Source organism: Oceanispirochaeta crateris, from assembly GCF_008329965.1.
GTDB classification, from domain to species: domain Bacteria; phylum Spirochaetota; class Spirochaetia; order DSM-2461; family DSM-2461; genus Oceanispirochaeta; species Oceanispirochaeta crateris.
Map to the genome: position 1 here is coordinate 2510735 of NZ_CP036150.1, position 16952 is coordinate 2527686.

General features: G+C 43.1%; 14 protein-coding genes and 2 tRNA genes. All 16 read right to left on the bottom strand.

Features of this window, described 5'->3' with window-relative positions; genetic code table 11:
* Positions 1–22 precede the first annotated feature (22 nt).
* On the bottom strand, positions 23–1210 hold the full coding sequence (gene tuf / locus EXM22_RS11425) for an elongation factor Tu (protein ID WP_149486647.1): 1188 nt from the start codon (positions 1208–1210) through the stop codon (positions 23–25).
* A 367-nt stretch (positions 1211–1577) separates the two neighbouring features.
* Positions 1578–2048, bottom strand: a complete 471-nt coding sequence (gene rpsG / locus EXM22_RS11430; protein WP_149486648.1) for a 30S ribosomal protein S7 — start codon at positions 2046–2048, stop codon at positions 1578–1580.
* Positions 2049–2059: 11 nt separating this feature from the next.
* Entirely contained in the window at positions 2060–2434 is a 375-nt protein-coding gene (rpsL, locus tag EXM22_RS11435; protein WP_149486649.1) for a 30S ribosomal protein S12, read from the bottom strand.
* A gap of 289 nt (positions 2435–2723) precedes the next feature.
* Complete coding sequence (gene rpoC, locus EXM22_RS11440; RefSeq protein WP_149486650.1) at positions 2724–6962, bottom strand: DNA-directed RNA polymerase subunit beta'; 4239 nt, start codon at positions 6960–6962, stop codon at positions 2724–2726.
* Positions 6963–6979: 17 nt separating this feature from the next.
* The gene (gene rpoB / locus EXM22_RS11445) at positions 6980–10477 is read right to left on the bottom strand and encodes a DNA-directed RNA polymerase subunit beta (RefSeq protein WP_149486651.1); all 3498 of its coding nucleotides are present in this window, start codon (positions 10475–10477) and stop codon (positions 6980–6982) included.
* A gap of 91 nt (positions 10478–10568) precedes the next feature.
* Positions 10569–10943, bottom strand: coding sequence for a 50S ribosomal protein L7/L12 (rplL, locus tag EXM22_RS11450; RefSeq protein WP_149486652.1), 375 nt, complete (start codon positions 10941–10943; stop codon positions 10569–10571).
* A gap of 99 nt (positions 10944–11042) precedes the next feature.
* Complete coding sequence (rplJ, locus tag EXM22_RS11455; protein WP_149486653.1) at positions 11043–11573, bottom strand: 50S ribosomal protein L10; 531 nt, start codon at positions 11571–11573, stop codon at positions 11043–11045.
* 3 nt (positions 11574–11576) lie between these two features.
* Positions 11577–12251 carry a 50S ribosomal protein L1 gene (rplA, locus tag EXM22_RS11460; protein WP_149486654.1) on the bottom strand — a complete coding sequence of 225 codons (675 nt, stop codon included), beginning with the start codon at positions 12249–12251 and terminating at the stop codon, positions 11577–11579.
* A 5-nt stretch (positions 12252–12256) separates the two neighbouring features.
* A complete protein-coding gene (gene rplK / locus EXM22_RS11465) occupies positions 12257–12688 on the bottom strand; it encodes a 50S ribosomal protein L11 (protein WP_149486655.1) in 432 nt (143 codons plus the stop codon).
* Between the two features lie 80 nt (positions 12689–12768).
* On the bottom strand, positions 12769–13323 hold the full coding sequence (nusG, locus tag EXM22_RS11470) for a transcription termination/antitermination protein NusG (protein WP_149486656.1): 555 nt from the start codon (positions 13321–13323) through the stop codon (positions 12769–12771).
* 24 nt (positions 13324–13347) lie between these two features.
* Positions 13348–13581 carry a preprotein translocase subunit SecE gene (gene secE / locus EXM22_RS11475; protein ID WP_342780268.1) on the bottom strand — a complete coding sequence of 78 codons (234 nt, stop codon included), beginning with the start codon at positions 13579–13581 and terminating at the stop codon, positions 13348–13350.
* 54 nt (positions 13582–13635) lie between these two features.
* Positions 13636–13709, bottom strand: a tRNA-Trp gene (locus tag EXM22_RS11480).
* 12 nt (positions 13710–13721) lie between these two features.
* On the bottom strand, positions 13722–13898 hold the full coding sequence (gene rpmG, locus EXM22_RS11485; RefSeq protein WP_149486657.1) for a 50S ribosomal protein L33: 177 nt from the start codon (positions 13896–13898) through the stop codon (positions 13722–13724).
* A gap of 67 nt (positions 13899–13965) precedes the next feature.
* Positions 13966–14038: transfer RNA gene (locus tag EXM22_RS11490), tRNA-Thr, on the bottom strand.
* 112 nt (positions 14039–14150) lie between these two features.
* Positions 14151–15533 (bottom strand): xylulokinase, encoded by a 1383-nt coding sequence (locus EXM22_RS11495; RefSeq protein WP_149486658.1) that lies wholly within the window; start codon positions 15531–15533, stop codon positions 14151–14153.
* 20 nt (positions 15534–15553) lie between these two features.
* Positions 15554–16789, bottom strand: a complete 1236-nt coding sequence (prs, locus tag EXM22_RS11500) for a ribose-phosphate diphosphokinase (RefSeq protein ID WP_149486659.1) — start codon at positions 16787–16789, stop codon at positions 15554–15556.
* Between the last annotated feature and the right edge of the window lie 163 nt (positions 16790–16952).

Sequence of the window (16952 nt, forward strand, 5' to 3'; positions counted from 1 at the left end):
AGGGCGACACTTACAATTACTCTTATGTTAAAATCTCAATGATCTGACCTGAAGCAACAGTTCTTCCACCTTCACGGATTGAGAATCTGAGTCCATTATCCATAGCAATGGCGTGAATCAGTTCAGCACTAATTTCAGTGTTATCACCAGGCATTACCATCTGCTTATCTTCTGGAAGAGTTACAGTTCCGGTAATATCGGTTGTTCTGAAATAGAACTGGGGTCTGTATCCAGAAAAGAAAGGATTGTGACGTCCACCCTCTTCTTTGGTCAGACAGTACAGGGTTGCTTTGAACTTTGTGTGGGGAGAAATTGAACCGGGTTTACAAAGAACCTGTCCTCTCTGAACTTCGTTCTTATCAATACCACGAAGAAGTGTACCGATATTATCACCAGCCTGACCTTCATCCAGCAGTTTGTTGAACATTTCTACACCAGTACAAGTGGTTGTTTTGCTGTCTTTGATACCAACGATCTCAATCTGATCTCCAACATGAAGTACACCCTTTTCAATACGACCAGTTACAACAGTACCACGCCCGGAAATTGAAAATACGTCTTCAATAGGCATCAAGAATGGCTGATCTACAGCTCTGTCAGGAATCGGGAAATAGCTGTCCATTGCATCCAGAAGTTCCTGAATACTAGCAGTCTTTTCACCGTCTTCAATGTTTGACATAGCTTCGAAAGCTGATCCTTTGATAATTGGTGTATCGTCTCCGGGGAAACCATACTCATCCAGAAGCTCACGAACTTCCATCTCAACAAGGTCAACCAATTCAGGGTCAGCCAAGTCCAATTTGTTCATGAATACGATCAGTTTAGGAACACCAACCTGTCTAGCCAGAAGGATGTGCTCTCTAGTCTGGGGCTCAGGTCCGGAGTCAGCAGCAACGAGAAGGACAGCTCCGTCCATCTGTGCAGCACCGGTAATCATGTTCTTGATGTAGTCAGCATGACCTGGACAGTCAACATGAGCATAGTGACGAGTGTCTGTTTCATACTCAACGTGTCTAGTGTTGATAGTAATACCACGCTCTCTTTCTTCGGGCGCATTATCAATATCTTCATAACTCATGACCTTACTACCACTTTTTACTGAACAATACATTGAGATTGCAGCTGTAAGAGTAGTTTTCCCGTGGTCAACATGACCAATAGTACCGACATTAATATGCGGTTTGCTTCGTTGAAATTTTTCCTTAGCCATTTCTACCTCCTAGGCTCTTTTAAAAAAAACGCTCTCTTCGGATGTCCCTAAGCGGGCATCAGCGTGATACTAGCAAAAACAGCTATTACACGACAACATCCAAACAACAGAAAAGATCTATTTATGACGGATTTTTACACTAAAAGAACAGAACTAAGGAGAAAGTACCTTATATGTCGGCACAACAACTCTTCCATCCACCTATCTGACAAATACAAACGGTTTGGAACACAGGAAGACAAGCAGCTCAATGCTGATCGTCGCACATAACCTCTGTCACAGTAGCGGCCTTCCTTTCTTAAAAAAATCGGAAGGCATTCCGTCGAGGGGTTTGCTGCTTTAAAACAGCAAACCTATTATTTCAAACTCACCACTTATAGTGTGAGAATGCCTTATTGGCCTCAGCCATTCTATGAGTATCTTCTTTCTTCTTGAAAGCTGTACCTGTAGAATTGGATGCATCCATGATTTCCGCACTAAGCTTCTCGCTCATGCTTCTACCACTTCTATTTCTTGCTGCAGCAATCAACCATCTCATAGCCAGAGCTTCTCTTCTGGACTCCCGAATTTCAACAGGAACCTGATAAGTAGAACCACCAACACGTCTGGACTTAACCTCAACAGCAGGTCTAATGTTTTCTAAAGCTTTCAGAAATGTCTGAAGCTCATCTTCACTACCCTTTTCTTTAACAATACTCAATGCGCCATAAATACAGGCAGCACTTGTAGATTTTTTTCCATCAAGCATCATGCGCTTAATAAATTTTTCCAGCGTTGTATTATTATATTTTGAATCTGGCATTACCGGTCGTACCGGCGCCTCTCGTCTTCTCGCCATAATCCCCTACCTTAAGCCTTCGGTTTCTTAGTACCATACTTGGATCTGGATTTCTTTCTTCCATCTACACCAAGAGTATCTTTTGTACCACGAATAATTTTATACCGCACACCGGGAAGGTCTTTTACCTTTCCGCCACGTAGAACAACTACGGAGTGCTCCTGTAGATTGTGTCCAATCCCAGGAATATATGCAGTCACTTCCACACCATTGGTCAATCTGACCCTGGCTACTTTACGAAGTGCCGAGTTAGGTTTCTTAGGAGTTATGGTCATAACCCTCGTACAAACTCCCCTTTTCTGGGGACAAGCCTGAAGTGCGGGAGCTTTATTCTTTTTCTCTAAAGACTTCCGACCGTTTCGGACTAATTGATTTATTGTAGGCATTTATACTACATTCTCCCATTAACTAATTGAATTAAATGCATAGCGACTCTAACAATTCTAAAACTTAGAGTCAAGCACAATTAAGATATATATGGAATTTTCTCAAAAAAGCGATACACTTCGCTGTTTTAAAAAAATCGTTATCGAAAAGACCAGCATAATCTTCCCGGTAAAAACCACAGGCATCACTGCCATTTTTTATACAATCACAGCCCTTTTTAGTTGTGAAAAAACAATGTTTAGGATTTAAACTTGCCTTTTCAACAATTTAAAAGGGTGCAAAAGCTATTTAAGATTCAGTTTTTTCATCGTAAGACTCATCAAAAGGCTCACGGTTCAGACTTGCCAGTTCCTGCTCTTTTTTCCTGTTCTCAAGTATTTGAGCAACATGAGAATCAAGATCTTGACTGTCCTTGTTAAACAATTTCATATTTCTATATTTCTTCATACCCGTACCGGCAGGAATAATATGTCCAATAACAACATTTTCCTTCAGACCCCTGAGATGGTCAACCTCACCAGCGATGGCGGCATTGGTCAAGACTCTGGTTGTCTCCTGGAATGATGCAGCAGAGATCCAGGAATCGATATTCAAAGAGGCTCTAGTGATTCCCAGCAAGAGTGGTCTTGCCACGGCTGATTCTCCACCTTCTCTCTTAACTCTTTCGTTTTCCCTTCGGAAATTATACTTATCGATCTGCTGACCATAGATAAAATGGGTATCACCAACATCGATGATTTCGATCTTCCTCATCATCTGACGAATAATAACACCAATATGCTTATCATTGATATTTACACCCTGCATTCTATAAACTTCCTGAACTTCATCCACAAGGAACTGCTGCAGAGCATTTTCTCCGAGGATATCCAGAATATCATGAGGATCTTTGGCACCTTCACACAAAGGTTCACCCGCTTCTACAAGGTCACCATCTCTAACAAGCAGATGTTTTCCCATGGGTACGAGATGTTTGAACTCATTCCCCCAGGGATCAACAACGGTCAGAACACGTTTACCCTTGACGATTCCATCGAATCTGACCTTTCCATCGATACCGGACATAACAGTGGCTTCTCTTGGCTTTCTGGCTTCAAACAGTTCACCAACACGAGGCAGACCACCGGTAATATCCTGAGTTTTAGTGGATTCTTTAAGCATCTTAGCCAGAGTTCTACCGGCTTTGACTTCCAAACCATCAACAACATTCAGGTAAGCATTTCCAGGAAGGTAGTAACTTCCCACTTCTTCTCCATCAGCATTTTCCATAATGATTCTTGGCTGAAGGGATTCAAGGGAAAACTCGGTAATTTTCTTTTCTATGTTACCGGTATCTTCATTTACTTCCTCACGCAAAGTTGTACCGATGATAATGTCTTCAAATCGGACTTTACCATCCTGTTCGGCAATGATTGGATCACTAAAGGGGTCAAAGTATGCCAAGGCATCTTCTGCAGGAACGACCTGACCAAGAGCAACCTGAACAGTTGAACCATTTCTAATCTCAAGTTTCTGATCCTGAGCGATGAGAAGGAGCTGTTTACCCACAATAGTTGTAAAGGCAATTTCATCAGCTAGGACTTCCTCACCTTTTACCTTGAGGATGGGTTCACCCTTAATGACTTTCTGACCATCTTCAACCAGGACCTCTACATCTTTCTTAAGATCAAAAGATTCGAGGACTTTAGCAACAATGATGGAACCCTTTCTTGTAAAAAGCTTTGTACCGTTGTCCATATCGACATGAGTACCATTGATTTCACGAACGAGTACGGGATAACGAAGAGAAACTCTATTATCCTCGGCAATTGTACTGGCCGTACCACCAACATGGAAGGTTCTCATGGTCAACTGTGTACCAGGCTGTCCAATAGACTGAGCGGCTATAATCCCTACAGCTTCTCCTATGTTGACGGTTTTCTTAGTTGAAAGGTCTCTGCCGTAACACTTTCGACAGACACCATGTTTGGCCTCACAGGTAAGCACGGTACGAACCTTAACGCTTTCAACACCAACTTCTTCGATGGCTCTGGCAATTTCATCCGTAATTTCTTCGTTTACATCGATGATAACTTCACCGGTGATAGGATGTTTTACCCGTTCCAGGGTAAAACGTCCCTGAATTCTGTCAGCCAAGGATTCAACAACATCCTCACCGTCTTTCAGAGCATGTGTTTCTATACCGTTGATGGTACCACAGTCTTCTTCGTTAACAACCATATCCTGAGCAATATCGACAAGACGTCTTGTCAGATACCCGGCATCGGCGGTCTTAAGCGCCGTATCGGCCAATCCTTTTCGGGCACCATTGGTAGAGATAAAGAACTCGATAACCGACAGACCTTCTTTAAAGTTAGAACGGATAGGCAGTTCGATAATATCACCTGAAGGCTTAGCCATAAGACCACGCATACCGGCTAACTGACGAATCTGGTTTCTGGAACCTCTCGCTCCGGAATCCGCCATCATAAAAACATTATTAAAACCGCCCTGATCCGTCTTCAGACGCTCCATCATGACATTGGTCAGCTCTTCATTTGTCTTACTCCAAACTTCTACAACACGGTTGTAGCGTTCTTCTTGAGTAATATGACCGGATAGATACTGGTTCTGGATTTTCAGAACTTCATCATTTGCTGCATCAATCAGATCTTTCTTATTATCTGGAATGATGATGTCATCCATACCGATGGATGCACCAAATTTTGTGGCAAACTTGTAACCCGTATCTTTGATGATATCCAACATGCATACAGTTGTATAAGAACCGTGTTTTTCATGAGTCTTCTCGATTAATTCACGAATCTGCTTATCTCCCAGGGTATGGTTAACATATCCAACTTCGGGAGGAAGCAACTCATTAAAGATAACGCGTCCCGGGGTTGTTTCTACAAACTCACCATTTAAGCGCACCTTCACCATAGCCTGATAAGCCACAGATCTTGAATCTAGAGCCATAAGGATCTCATCTGACCCTGAAAAATAGCGTCCTTCACCCTTGGCACCAGGTCTATTCTTAGTCAGATGATACAAACCGAGGACCATGTCCTGTGACGGAAAGACAACTGGCTGTCCGTTGGCGGGGTTCATAAGGTTAGTATCGGAAAGCATAAGGGTCCAACATTCAATCTGAGCCGCATGAGTCAGAGGAACATGAACAGCCATCTGGTCTCCATCGAAGTCAGCATTAAAGGCATGACAAACAAGGGGATGAAGACGAATAGCCTTTCCTTCGACCAGAACGGGTTCAAAAGCCTGTATACCCAACCTATGGAGTGTAGGAGCACGGTTTAAAAGAACGGGATGCTCTTTTACTACCTCATCCAGCACGGCCCATACTTCGGGTGTTTCCTGCTCGACAAGAGTTTTTGCTTTTTTGATATTGTAAACAATGTCCTTGTCTACAAGTTTTTTCATTATAAAAGGTTTGTACAATTCAAGAGCCATCTTAGAGGGCAGACCACATTGATGGAGTTTCAAATTAGGCCCTACTACAATTACAGAACGTCCGGAATAGTCAACACGCTTCCCTAAGAGGTTCTGTCGGAAACGGCCTTGTTTACCCTTTAGCAGGTCTGACAAAGATTTAAGAGGCCTATTTGAGGCTCCCTTAACGACTTTTTTCTTCTTAGAGTTGTCAAACAATGCATCAACCGCTTCCTGAAGCATCCGTTTTTCATTCCGGATGATAATATCAGGAGCATTTAAAGCCATCAGCCTTTTAAGACGATTATTTCTATTGATGACTCTTCTATAAAGATCATTGAGGTCTGATGTGGCAAAGCGCCCCCCATCCAACTGAACCATGGGTCTTAATTCTGGTGGAATTACGGGAATGACATCCAGAATCATCCACTCTGATCTATTACCTGAATCCCTGAAGTTTTCTACAATTTCAATTCTTTTCAGGAGTCGTTTGTCGGCTTTGGGACCTTTTTCGACCATTTTTGCCCGAAGTTCTACAGAAAGAGCATCCAGATCCAGACCTTCCAACAAGCTTCTGACAGCTTCGGCACCAATTCCGGCTGTGAAAGACATACCGTATCGATCCTGAGCTTCCATGAATTCTTCTTCAGAAAGGAGTTGCATTTTTTTGAGGTCAGTATCACCGGCCTCTACGACAACATATTTTTCGTAATAGAGAATGGACCTCAAGGCTGCAATGGACAGATCAAGAAGCAATCCCATACGGGAAGGCACTGAGCGGTAATACCAAATATGAGAAACAGGAGAAGCCAATTCAATATGGCCCATTCTCTCACGACGTACTTTGAAGTGCGTTACTTCAACACCACATCGGTCACAAATGACACCCTTATACCGGATGGATTTGAACTTACCGCAGTAGCATTCCCACTCTTTTGTTGTACCGAAGATTCTTTCACAGAACAATCCGTCTTTTTCTGGACGGAGAGTTCTATAATTGATTGTTTCGGGTTTCTTGACTTCACCATATGACCAGGCTCTGATCTGTTCAGGCGATGCCAATTTTATTTGTAGACTATCAAAATCCTGTATTTCTTTCACTTAAAGTCCCCTCCTGCCTAGAAACGGCTGCCCTGTCTGTTTATCAGTTCCTCATCACGTTCTGTGAAGGGGATCTGCTTGCCTTTGGTGTCATAGATTCTGACATCAAGAGCCAGTCCGCGCAATTCCTGTACGAGAACATTAAAGGATTCGGGAATACCGGCAGCGGTAGTCGCGTCTCCCTTGACAATGCTTTCATAAATCTTGGCTCTACCGTTCATATCATCCGACTTGATTGTCATAAGTTCCTGGAGTGTATTGGCAGCACCATAGGCTTCAAGAGCCCAAACTTCCATTTCTCCCAGTCTTTGACCACCAAACTGAGCCTTACCACCCAAGGGCTGCTGTGTTACCAGCGAATAAGGTCCTGTTGAACGAGCATGCATCTTATCATCTACAAGGTGATGCAGTTTCAGATAGTACATATATCCGACAAATACATCATTCTCAAAAGGTACACCCGTATATCCGTCATACAACTTGATTTTAGCAGAACCAGATATCCCAGATTTAACGAGTTCGGCAGAGATATCTTCTGTTGAAGCAGAGTTAAAAACGGCTGTTTCATACATTTTACCCAATCTTGCACCAGCCATACCGAGCATGGTTTCCATGATCTGACCAATGTTCATACGAGAAGGTACACCAAGAGGATTTAAACAGACCTCCAAAGGAGTTCCATCTTCCATATAAGGCATGTCTTCTTCTGGCAGAACACGGGCAATAACACCCTTATTACCATGGCGTCCAGCCATCTTATCCCCTTCTTTGAGCTTTCGCTTCGTGGCGATAAGAACCTTAACGACTTCGTCGACTCCCGGAGATAGATCATCTCCTTCGGAACGTTTAAGGCGCTGAATATCAATAACTGTACCTTCTACTCCATGGGGCAGCTTAAGAGAGGTATCACGAACCTCTTTCGCTTTTTCACCAAATATAGAATTGAGCAGTTTGAACTCAGGTGTTGTTTCAGTTTCGGATTTTGGTGTGACTTTACCAACCAAAATGTAACTTGACTTAACCTTTGCTCCCACTCGGATAATACCTTCTTCGTCCAACTGCTCGAGAGCTTTTTCGGAAGTATTGGGAATATCCCTTGTCAGTTTTTCGGGGCCGAGCTTGGTTTCCCGAACTTCTGTTACGAATTCTTTTATATGAATGGAAGTATAGTAGTCATCTTTGACAACTTTTTCTGAAATAAGAACAGCATCCTCATAGTTGTATCCATTCCAGGGAACGAATCCTACCAGCAGGTTCCGACCCAGAGAAAGTTCTCCATTTTTCGTTGAAGGACCATCGGCCAGAACATCCCCTGCTTTTATCTTCTCGCCCAACTTCACAATTGGCTTTTGATTAAAACAGGTATCCTGGTTTGTTCTCTGATACTTGATCATGGGATACACATCATTCACTTCACTCTCAGGATCATCCGGCTTGATTATGACTTCTTGAGAGGTAACTTTTACAACTACCCCGCTTTTTTTGGCCTTAATACAAACACCGGAGTCGTAAGCCGCCTTTTTTTCCATCCCGGTTCCGACAAGTGGAGCCTCGGGGAAAAGAAGGGGAACAGCCTGTCGCTGCATGTTACATCCCATGAGTGCACGGTTAGCATCATCATGCTCCAGAAATGGAATAAGAGATGCAGCAGTTGAAATAATCTGCCGCGGCGAGACATCCATATATTTGATGTCGTTATGATTCTTAATCGTATAGTCACCGGACTTTCTAACGGCGACCATGTCTTCGACGAATCCGCCGTTTTCATCCAAAGCCGCACTTGCCTGGGCAATGAAGTATTTCTCTTCATCCATGGCTGACAAATATTCAACTTCTTTTGTTACACGCCCGTCAATAACCTTTCTAAAAGGAGTTTCAAGAAAACCATAGTCGTTGACCCTGGTAAAGTTTGCCAATGAAACAATCAAACCGATATTCGGACCTTCCGGTGTTTCAATGGGGCACATACGACCATAGTGGGTGTAGTGTACATCACGAACCTCAAAACCGGCTCTATCTCTGGAAAGACCACCAGGCCCGAGAGCATTGAGTCGGCGTTTATGAGTCAGCTCGGAAAGAGGGTTTACCTGGTCCATAAACTGTGAGAGCTGGGAAGAACCGAAAAATTCCTTAACGGCGGCAACAATTGGTTTTATGGAAACAAGATCCTGAGGCTTCAGGGACTCAATTTCCTTCAAAGACATTCTTTCTTTAGCGATTCTTTCCATTCTGGAAAAAGCCGTCTTGAGAGAATTGGATAGAAGCTCACCAACGGAACGTATTCTTCTGTTTCCTAGATGGTCAATATCATCAATGGAAGCATCTCCGTCATAAACCTTAATGAGATATCCCATGGTATTAACAATATCCTCTCTAGTAAGAACATGAACATCTTCCGGATTCTCATAATCAAATTTCTTATTAAGCTTGTAGCGACCTACGCGTCCAAGATCATACCGTCTATTGGAGAAGAACATGGAAACAAGATCTTTTTCAGCACTATCAACGGTGATAGGTTCTCCGGGCATCAACACAGAGTAGATGGAAGACAAAGCATCTTCTTTCGTCGGTTCATCCTGATCCGGATCATCCTGATTATACTTTGCTTCTTCTCTTTCGAAACAATTGAGAATCAAAGAGGAGTTCAAAGACTCAGGATGCTTGAAATCGATAACTTCTATAGTCTTGATTTTGGAGTGAACAAGCTCATCCGTGTCATGGGGATGAATTTTTTCACCAGCCCTATAGATTTTCTTCTTTACTCCGTCAACTTCTGTATACACAGCACGGCCAAAGACCATTCCAACGAGGGACTTATCCCCGTCTCTCTTATTATTGACTTTGACTTTTTTGATCTTATAAAACTGATCAATTATTTTTTCACGGGTGTCCAATCCTAAGGCTCTTAGGAAGAGGGAACCGAGTATTCTTTTCTTTCTATCAATTTTGGTGAACACCAACTCTTTCTTGGGGTCAATTTCAAATTCAAGCCATGACCCGCGATAGGGTATAATCCTTGATGAATAAATACCCTTTTCTACAGAAAAGATAACACCTGGTGACCGGTGAATCTGTGAAACGACGACTCTTTCGGCGCCGTTGATGATAAAAGTACCTCTATCGGTCATAAGAGGAATATCACCCATATATATTTCTTTCTGTCGGATCTCTCCGGTAGACTGGAAAATAAGATTAATACGGGCCTTAATGGGAACGGCATAAGACAGCCCCTTCTTCTTACACTCGGCTTCGGTCATCTTTACACCATTATAATCCAGATTATAATAGTCATAATCGAGAACCAATTCGCCATTGGCACTCTCGATGGGGAAGGTAGCCTGAAAAACTTCTTCCAGTCCCTGGCTGACCATTGTATGATCACCCCTAAGGGCATTGGTTTGTAGAAATTTTTCATATGAAGAGAGCTGAATATCTATTAATCCAGGCAAATCTATTGCTTCTTCATACTTATTACCGATATAGCTCCGGCTTTCTAACTTTTCCCTTTCAAACACTCAAAACCCCCTGATATGCACTAAACCACAAGGGAACAATGCCCCTTGTGGTTAAATGAGAAAAAATCAACTCTATATACTAAGAATAGAATTATTTAATTTCAACAGTTGCGCCGGCACCTTCCAGCTGTTCTTTAATCTTGGCAGCATCTTCTTTGGAAACAGCTTCTTTAACAACACCATCAGTGCCTTCAACCATTTCTTTAGCTTCTTTCAGACCAAGACCTGTAATTCCTCTAACTTCTTTGATAACGCCAATTTTCTTACCGTCAGCAAATCCCTTAAGGATAACGTCAAATTCAGACTGCTCTTCAGCTGCCTCAGCAGCAGCGGCAGGACCTGCAGCAGCTACGGCTACTGGTGCAGCAGCTGTAACTCCAAATTTTTCTTCCATAGCTTTTACAAGCTCGGAAACTTCTAATACGGACATGCTAGCAATTGCGTCCAAAATTTCTTCAGTTGTCATATTATCTTCTCCTTATACTTTAATTTTTTGTTGCAACGATAGCAATAACAACTACCAGAAGACTAACGTTGCACTATATAAGATCCCCTAAAGGATAACTTATTCTGTTCCTTTCTGCTCTGCAACGGCTGCGAGAGTCCGTACAAGCTTTGTGGTAACGCCATTAAGGACGAGAGCCACATTCTGAACGGGAGCCTGCATAGTTCCCATCAACTTAGCAATAAGTTCAACACGTGTGGGCAATTTAGAGAACGCCACAACACCGTCTAAATCAAAGAGACTTCCATCAAGAAATCCACCTTTCATAACAACGGGACTGTCTTTTGCAAAATCAAGAAGAGTCTTTGCAACGGGACCTGCTTCGTCATGAGCCAAAGCTACAGCTGTAGGTCCAACAAGCAAATCATTAACACCCTCGTTTCCAAGATCCTTCATGGCAATTTTTGCCAGGTTATTCTTTATTACATGATATTCGGCGTTTTGAGCTCTCAGTTTAGTTCTCAGTTCTGTAACCTGCTCTACAGTCAGACCTCTATAATCTGTAAAGAAGAAGCTGTCTACGTTTTCAAACTGATCTCTTAAAGCTTTAACGGCGTCTATTTTGCTCTGTTGTACTTTTTTTTCTGCCATCTTTTACTCCTTTACCACGATCTTGACGCCAGGTCCCATTGTGGAAGACAGAGCGACGGACTTTACAAAATCGCCTTTTACATCACTGGGTCTTTTCTTTTTCAGGTCGCCCAGAAAAATATCGACATTTTCTTTAATGCTGGAGGCATCCATAGAAACTTTACCAACAGCAAGATGGACAACACCTGTTTTGTCAGCACGATATTCAACACGGCCCTGCTTCAACTCAGCAAGAGCACCCTTAATATCCATTGTAACAGTTCTTGTTTTGGGGTTAGGCATCAAACCTCTACGACCCAAAACAGGACCAAGCTTACCAACTTCACGCATCATATCGGGAGTTGCAACACAGATATCAAAATCAAGCCAGCCATCTTTAATTTTGGCAACAAGATCATCATCACCAACGTAAGCGGCACCGGCTTCAAGAGCTTCTTTAGCTTTGTCACCCTTAGCAAATACCAGAATCTTCTTCTCAGCTGTAAACTGATGAGGAAGACTGACAGTATCACGAACTGAATGGCTTTTCTTAATATTCAATTTAACCGCGCATTCTACAGTTTCATCAAATTTTGCAAATGCTGCTTCTTTTACCAGATCAATAGCTTCACTACATTCATAGATTCGGCCTTCTTCGACTTTGGCTGCAGCTGCTCTATAATTTTTACCTTTTTTCACCAGCTTTAACCCTCCACCTTAATACCCATTGAACGGGCAGTTCCGGAAATAATACTGATAGCAGCATCCATGTCATTTGCATTCAGATCTTCCATCTTAGTCTTGGCAATCTCCTGAACCTGTGCCCTGGTTACTGTCGCAACCTTAACAATATGAGGCTCTGCAGAACCCTTACTAATCTTAGCCGCTTTCTTTAAAAGAACCGCCGCTGGAGGAGTCTTGGTAACAAAAGTAAAACTTCTGTCTGCAAATACTGTAATAACTACAGGAATAGTGAGTCCCGGCTCGTAACTCTTTGTTCGGTCATTAAACTGCTGAACGAACTGAGGAGCAGGAACACCATGAGGACCGAGGGCCGGTCCTACCGGAGGTGCTGGAGTTGCTTTACCCGCAGGCACCTGAAGCTTAATATAAGCTGTAACCTTCTTCTTGGCCATTAAAATCTCCTTGTGGTATTAACATCCCTTCTCAAAGAAAGGACTCCCATCTATTTAAAAAACAGCGCTATACGCTATTCCTAGATCTTTTCAACCTGAGAGAAGTCGACCTCAACAGGAGTACTCCTGCCGAAAATACCAACCATGACTCTCAGTTTACCTTTTTCCTGATTCACTTCTTCGATATTACCTGAAAATGACTCAAAAGGCCCTTCTATAACACGGACTTCTTCACCCACAGCAAAATCTTGCTTGGACTGATAACGGCGCTCTGCCTTAATCGCCCCTGTTTTCTGAAGAATAGACTTGGCCTCATCCTGACTGATGGGCTGAGGTTTTGACCCGGAAGCGTAGCCGACAAACCCTACAACGCTTTGAATCTTTTTAATTTGAGTACAGACATTTTTCCATCCCCTATCGGGGAGATCCATTTCCAAAAGGACGTAACCTGGTAGAAATTTCTTTGACACAGTGCGTTTCTTGCCATTGCGAACTTCTACGACATCCTCGGCAGGAACCTTTACATCAAGCACCGCACCAGAAAGAGATCCATCCTCCATATAGAGCCGGATATACTTTTCCACCTTATTCTCATACCCTGAATAGGTATGAAGCACGTACCATCCCTTTGCCATTACACATCCTTGCCGCTGGGGGCATTAGAAAATAAAGAAAAGCCCTTTTAAAAGAACAAAATCAACCACACCAAAAAAGACAGCGAACAAGGCTGTAGAAACAAGCACAACTCTAGTTGACGAAGCAACAGACTCTCTACCCGGCCAAACTACCTTTTTCAGCTCTCCATAACTTTCTAAAAAAAAAGCCTTCATCTTATTCATAACAAGCTCCCGATGGTAATAGACAGCCGAATTCACCGCTGCCTCTTTAGACAAACAAACTCCGACAAGAAGCCGGAGGTCAGTCTAAACAGAAAAAAATTAAAAAAACAGGCCAGGTAGGACTCGAACCTACAACATCCGGTTTTGGAGACCGGCGCTCTAGCCATTAGAGCTACTGGCCTGTGTTAAAAAACTTATTTAATTTTGGTCTCTTTATGTTCTGTAGACCCTTTACACCACTTGCAATACTTCTTAAGTTCCAGCTTTCCCTGAATATTTCTTCTGTTCTTTGAAGTAGTATAATTTTTTCTCTTGCAAGTCGTACACTGAAGAGCAATCAGTTCTACTGCCCCTTTTTTTGCTTTTGCCATTATTAAAATCTCCCGTACATTACTGAATAAACAGGCTCACATACTGTCTCTTGTAAAAAAAGAATAAAGCCTCCGACCGGATTTGAACCGGTGACCCCAACCTTACCATGGTCGTACTCTACCGACTGAGCTACAGAGGCATGTTGCGAATTGCTCATGTAAACTACCAAAATGCTTTTCCTTTGTCAACTGCTTTACCCAAAAAATAGCATATAAATACACTTGCCAAATATATCCCTATACTGAATAAATTTATTCGGATACAGGATAATCCCGGTAAAATGAGACAACACTTTCACAAGCCCTTCTATATCGCCTGTACTTTATATCATAGATATCAGAGAATTCCTTCCGCGGATGAATTTCATGCTTGATCTTCACCAGATCCTCCGAAGCCTCAGAAACGCTATTGTAGATTCCAAGCGCAGTAGCAGCCAAACAGGCACAACCCAAGAGCTCCGCATCTTCAATCTCTGGAATGAGCATCGTCTTCCCTGTGATATCCGCCTTCATTTGATTCCACACAGGACTCTTGGCCTGTCCGCCGGAAACCCTTAGTTCATGAACAGGCAAGTCTAATTCTTCAAAAATCTCCAGACTTCTCCTGACGGCAAAGCCGATAGCTTCCATCACAGAACGACCAAGTTCAAATTTGCCTTGACCAGGCTCGAGGCCGGAAAACAGACCTTTTTTAAATTCCCAAAGATTCTCGCCCTTCATACTTGGAAAGAAGAAAGGATGCCCCTGGCTGGCAGGAACAGCATTAACCCCATCCATGGTTTCCTTATAATTATTCTTTTCCTGACCTGTCAATTGACGATACCATTCAAAAAGGCTTCCTGTTGAGGAAAGAATGGCGGAAATATTCACAAGCCCTTTTACAGCATGAGGGAGCTCTCGAACACGGCTATCCCCTATGGCGGCAGAGGCACAATAGTTGATCCCTTCAGAAGTACCCGCTCTATCACAGATCCGACCGGGTTTCATGGCTCCCGAGCCGATAAGAGAGGCAATGAAGTCAGACCCGCAGGCGACGACCGGAATACCAGGTTTAAGGCTCGTTTTTAGAAAAGCATTCTCTGAGACGGGAGCAACCACGCTTCCCATATGTACAATTTCAGGAAATGCGGACTTCCTGAAATGAAACCGCTCAAGTTCTGAATCGGACCAAATGTAGGGAATATATCCCTCTTGTGGAGCGACCATGACTGACCGTCCAGTCAATTGAGTATACAGAATTTCTGGACAAGAGAGAAAAAGATCTGATTTTTCATACAATTGCGGCTCGTTCTCTCTCAACCAATTTATTTTTGATAGATAGTAGGAAGAGCTGTGAATCGAAGAATCTCCCAAATCACTATTCCACATCAAAGCCGGAGAAAGAGGCTTCCCCTGTGCATTGGCAGCCACCATGGTAGGTCCATTGCCACTGATGGCCACAACACTGACCTTTGAGGCACCCAAAGTCTCAAGGATTTCCAGAAACCCCTGGCTCCACAGTTCTGTAGAAAATGAAAAATCTCCCTTGAGAGACTCCAAAGGAAACCTCACCCTGTGATAAGAGAAGAGATAACCTTCTTTGGTAATGAGACCGCCCTTCATAGAGGACGTCCCGATATCAACAGCCAGAATCAAGGGTCACCTCATTGGAGATATTATTTTTTCTTCAACATCCTTTGGATCATCTTGCTATTATCCAAAAGAGGAGATACAGAACGATTATGATGCACTCTAGAGATAGAACGGGCAAAAAGGTTGGAAACACTAGCCGAAAAAAACCATTCCTTAGAGAGGATTTCTTCCGGAAGAGTCACAGCATTTGTTCCCACTATATAATCAAAATAGCCCTCTTTATACGCCTCGTCAAAATGCTCAACAGCAGAGCCGGAAAACATGGGTAGAGAGACAGAGCAAATGATTTTCTTCGCACCCAACTCCCTGATAAGCTTCATGGCCTTGATCAGAGTCCCACCGGTTCCCAACATGTCATCAGCCATAAAAACGGTTTTACCATCAACATCTCCCAATAGACGGGCAGAAGTAATGTTCGAATCTGCAGCACTCCGGGTTAGCTTGGAATAGTCTCTTTCCTTATAAAGGAGAGCAAGAGGCTTCTTGAGGGAGTTTGCATAAAATTTATTCCGCTCGATGGCTCCAGTATCGGGAGACACAACAACGAGATCCTCTTCCATCATATTGATCTTACCGCTCAACTGACGGAGGATCTGGTAGGATGCATGAAGGTTCTCAAGGGAAAGCTTATGAAAACAATGAGAAATTTCTTTGGAATGGATATCCAGAGTAATGATTCTTTCCACGCCCATGTTTTCAAACATCCGTCCCAGAGTTGAGGCGGTCAGGCCTTCACGGCCTTTGGACTTATGCTGTCTGCTATAGGGATAGGTGGGGAGAACAAGACTGACCCTACGGGCTCCCGATTGCATGGCCGCATCGATTGTAACAAAAAGACTCATTAAATGATCATTAACTGAGCAGACAACCTTCTCATCCGAACCTGCATACCGGATGGGTGTGTTATTGGCCATATCCTGAACAATGTAAATATCCGCCCCCCTGATGGAGCGCAGAATTTCAGTTTTGATTTCACCATTGGCAAACTTGGTCACCTTACAGGGAATTTTAAAAGAAGGGCTGCGGTAACTAAGGGAGTCTCCTACAGCGGAAACCCTATGGGAAATGACATCACTTGCAAAATTGGACTGCTTACCTACTTCCTCTCTATCCATATTATAGAGACGGGAAATATAGCTGACTTTTTTTTCGAACCGTGTCCTGTAAATCGTCTTTAAATGGGAGGTGATTTCATCGGCAAACTGCTCCCCTCCTGGGCAGGCGATCACACCAAGAGACGTTGGTTTGGAAAAACTCATCTGTTATCCTTAATAATTTTTGAACTTCGTCTCAAAGATATCACGCTCTATCATGAGGGGTCAATATTCATCTTCTATTGATTCACCTTGAAATGTGGTTCTTTCAGGGGTTTACCAGCCCTGTAGATTACACCATAATTTGCTCGAGGCTCTCTAAGCCCAT

Excerpts from the sequence above, each read along its gene's own strand:
- tuf (WP_149486647.1), bottom strand. The coding sequence starts at position 1,210 with ATGGCTAAGGAAAAATTTCAACGAAGCAAACCGCATATTAATGTCGGT.
- rpsG (WP_149486648.1), bottom strand. The coding sequence starts at position 2,048 with ATGGCGAGAAGACGAGAGGCGCCGGTACGACCGGTAATGCCAGATTCA.
- rpsL (WP_149486649.1), bottom strand. The coding sequence starts at position 2,434 with ATGCCTACAATAAATCAATTAGTCCGAAACGGTCGGAAGTCTTTAGAG.
- rplL (WP_149486652.1), bottom strand. The coding sequence starts at position 10,943 with ATGACAACTGAAGAAATTTTGGACGCAATTGCTAGCATGTCCGTATTA.
- rplJ (WP_149486653.1), bottom strand. The coding sequence starts at position 11,573 with ATGGCAGAAAAAAAAGTACAACAGAGCAAAATAGACGCCGTTAAAGCT.
- rplK (WP_149486655.1), bottom strand. The coding sequence starts at position 12,688 with ATGGCCAAGAAGAAGGTTACAGCTTATATTAAGCTTCAGGTGCCTGCG.
- nusG (WP_149486656.1), bottom strand. The coding sequence starts at position 13,323 with ATGGCAAAGGGATGGTACGTGCTTCATACCTATTCAGGGTATGAGAAT.
- rpmG (WP_149486657.1), bottom strand. The coding sequence starts at position 13,898 with ATGGCAAAAGCAAAAAAAGGGGCAGTAGAACTGATTGCTCTTCAGTGT.
- prs (WP_149486659.1), bottom strand. The coding sequence starts at position 16,789 with ATGAGTTTTTCCAAACCAACGTCTCTTGGTGTGATCGCCTGCCCAGGA.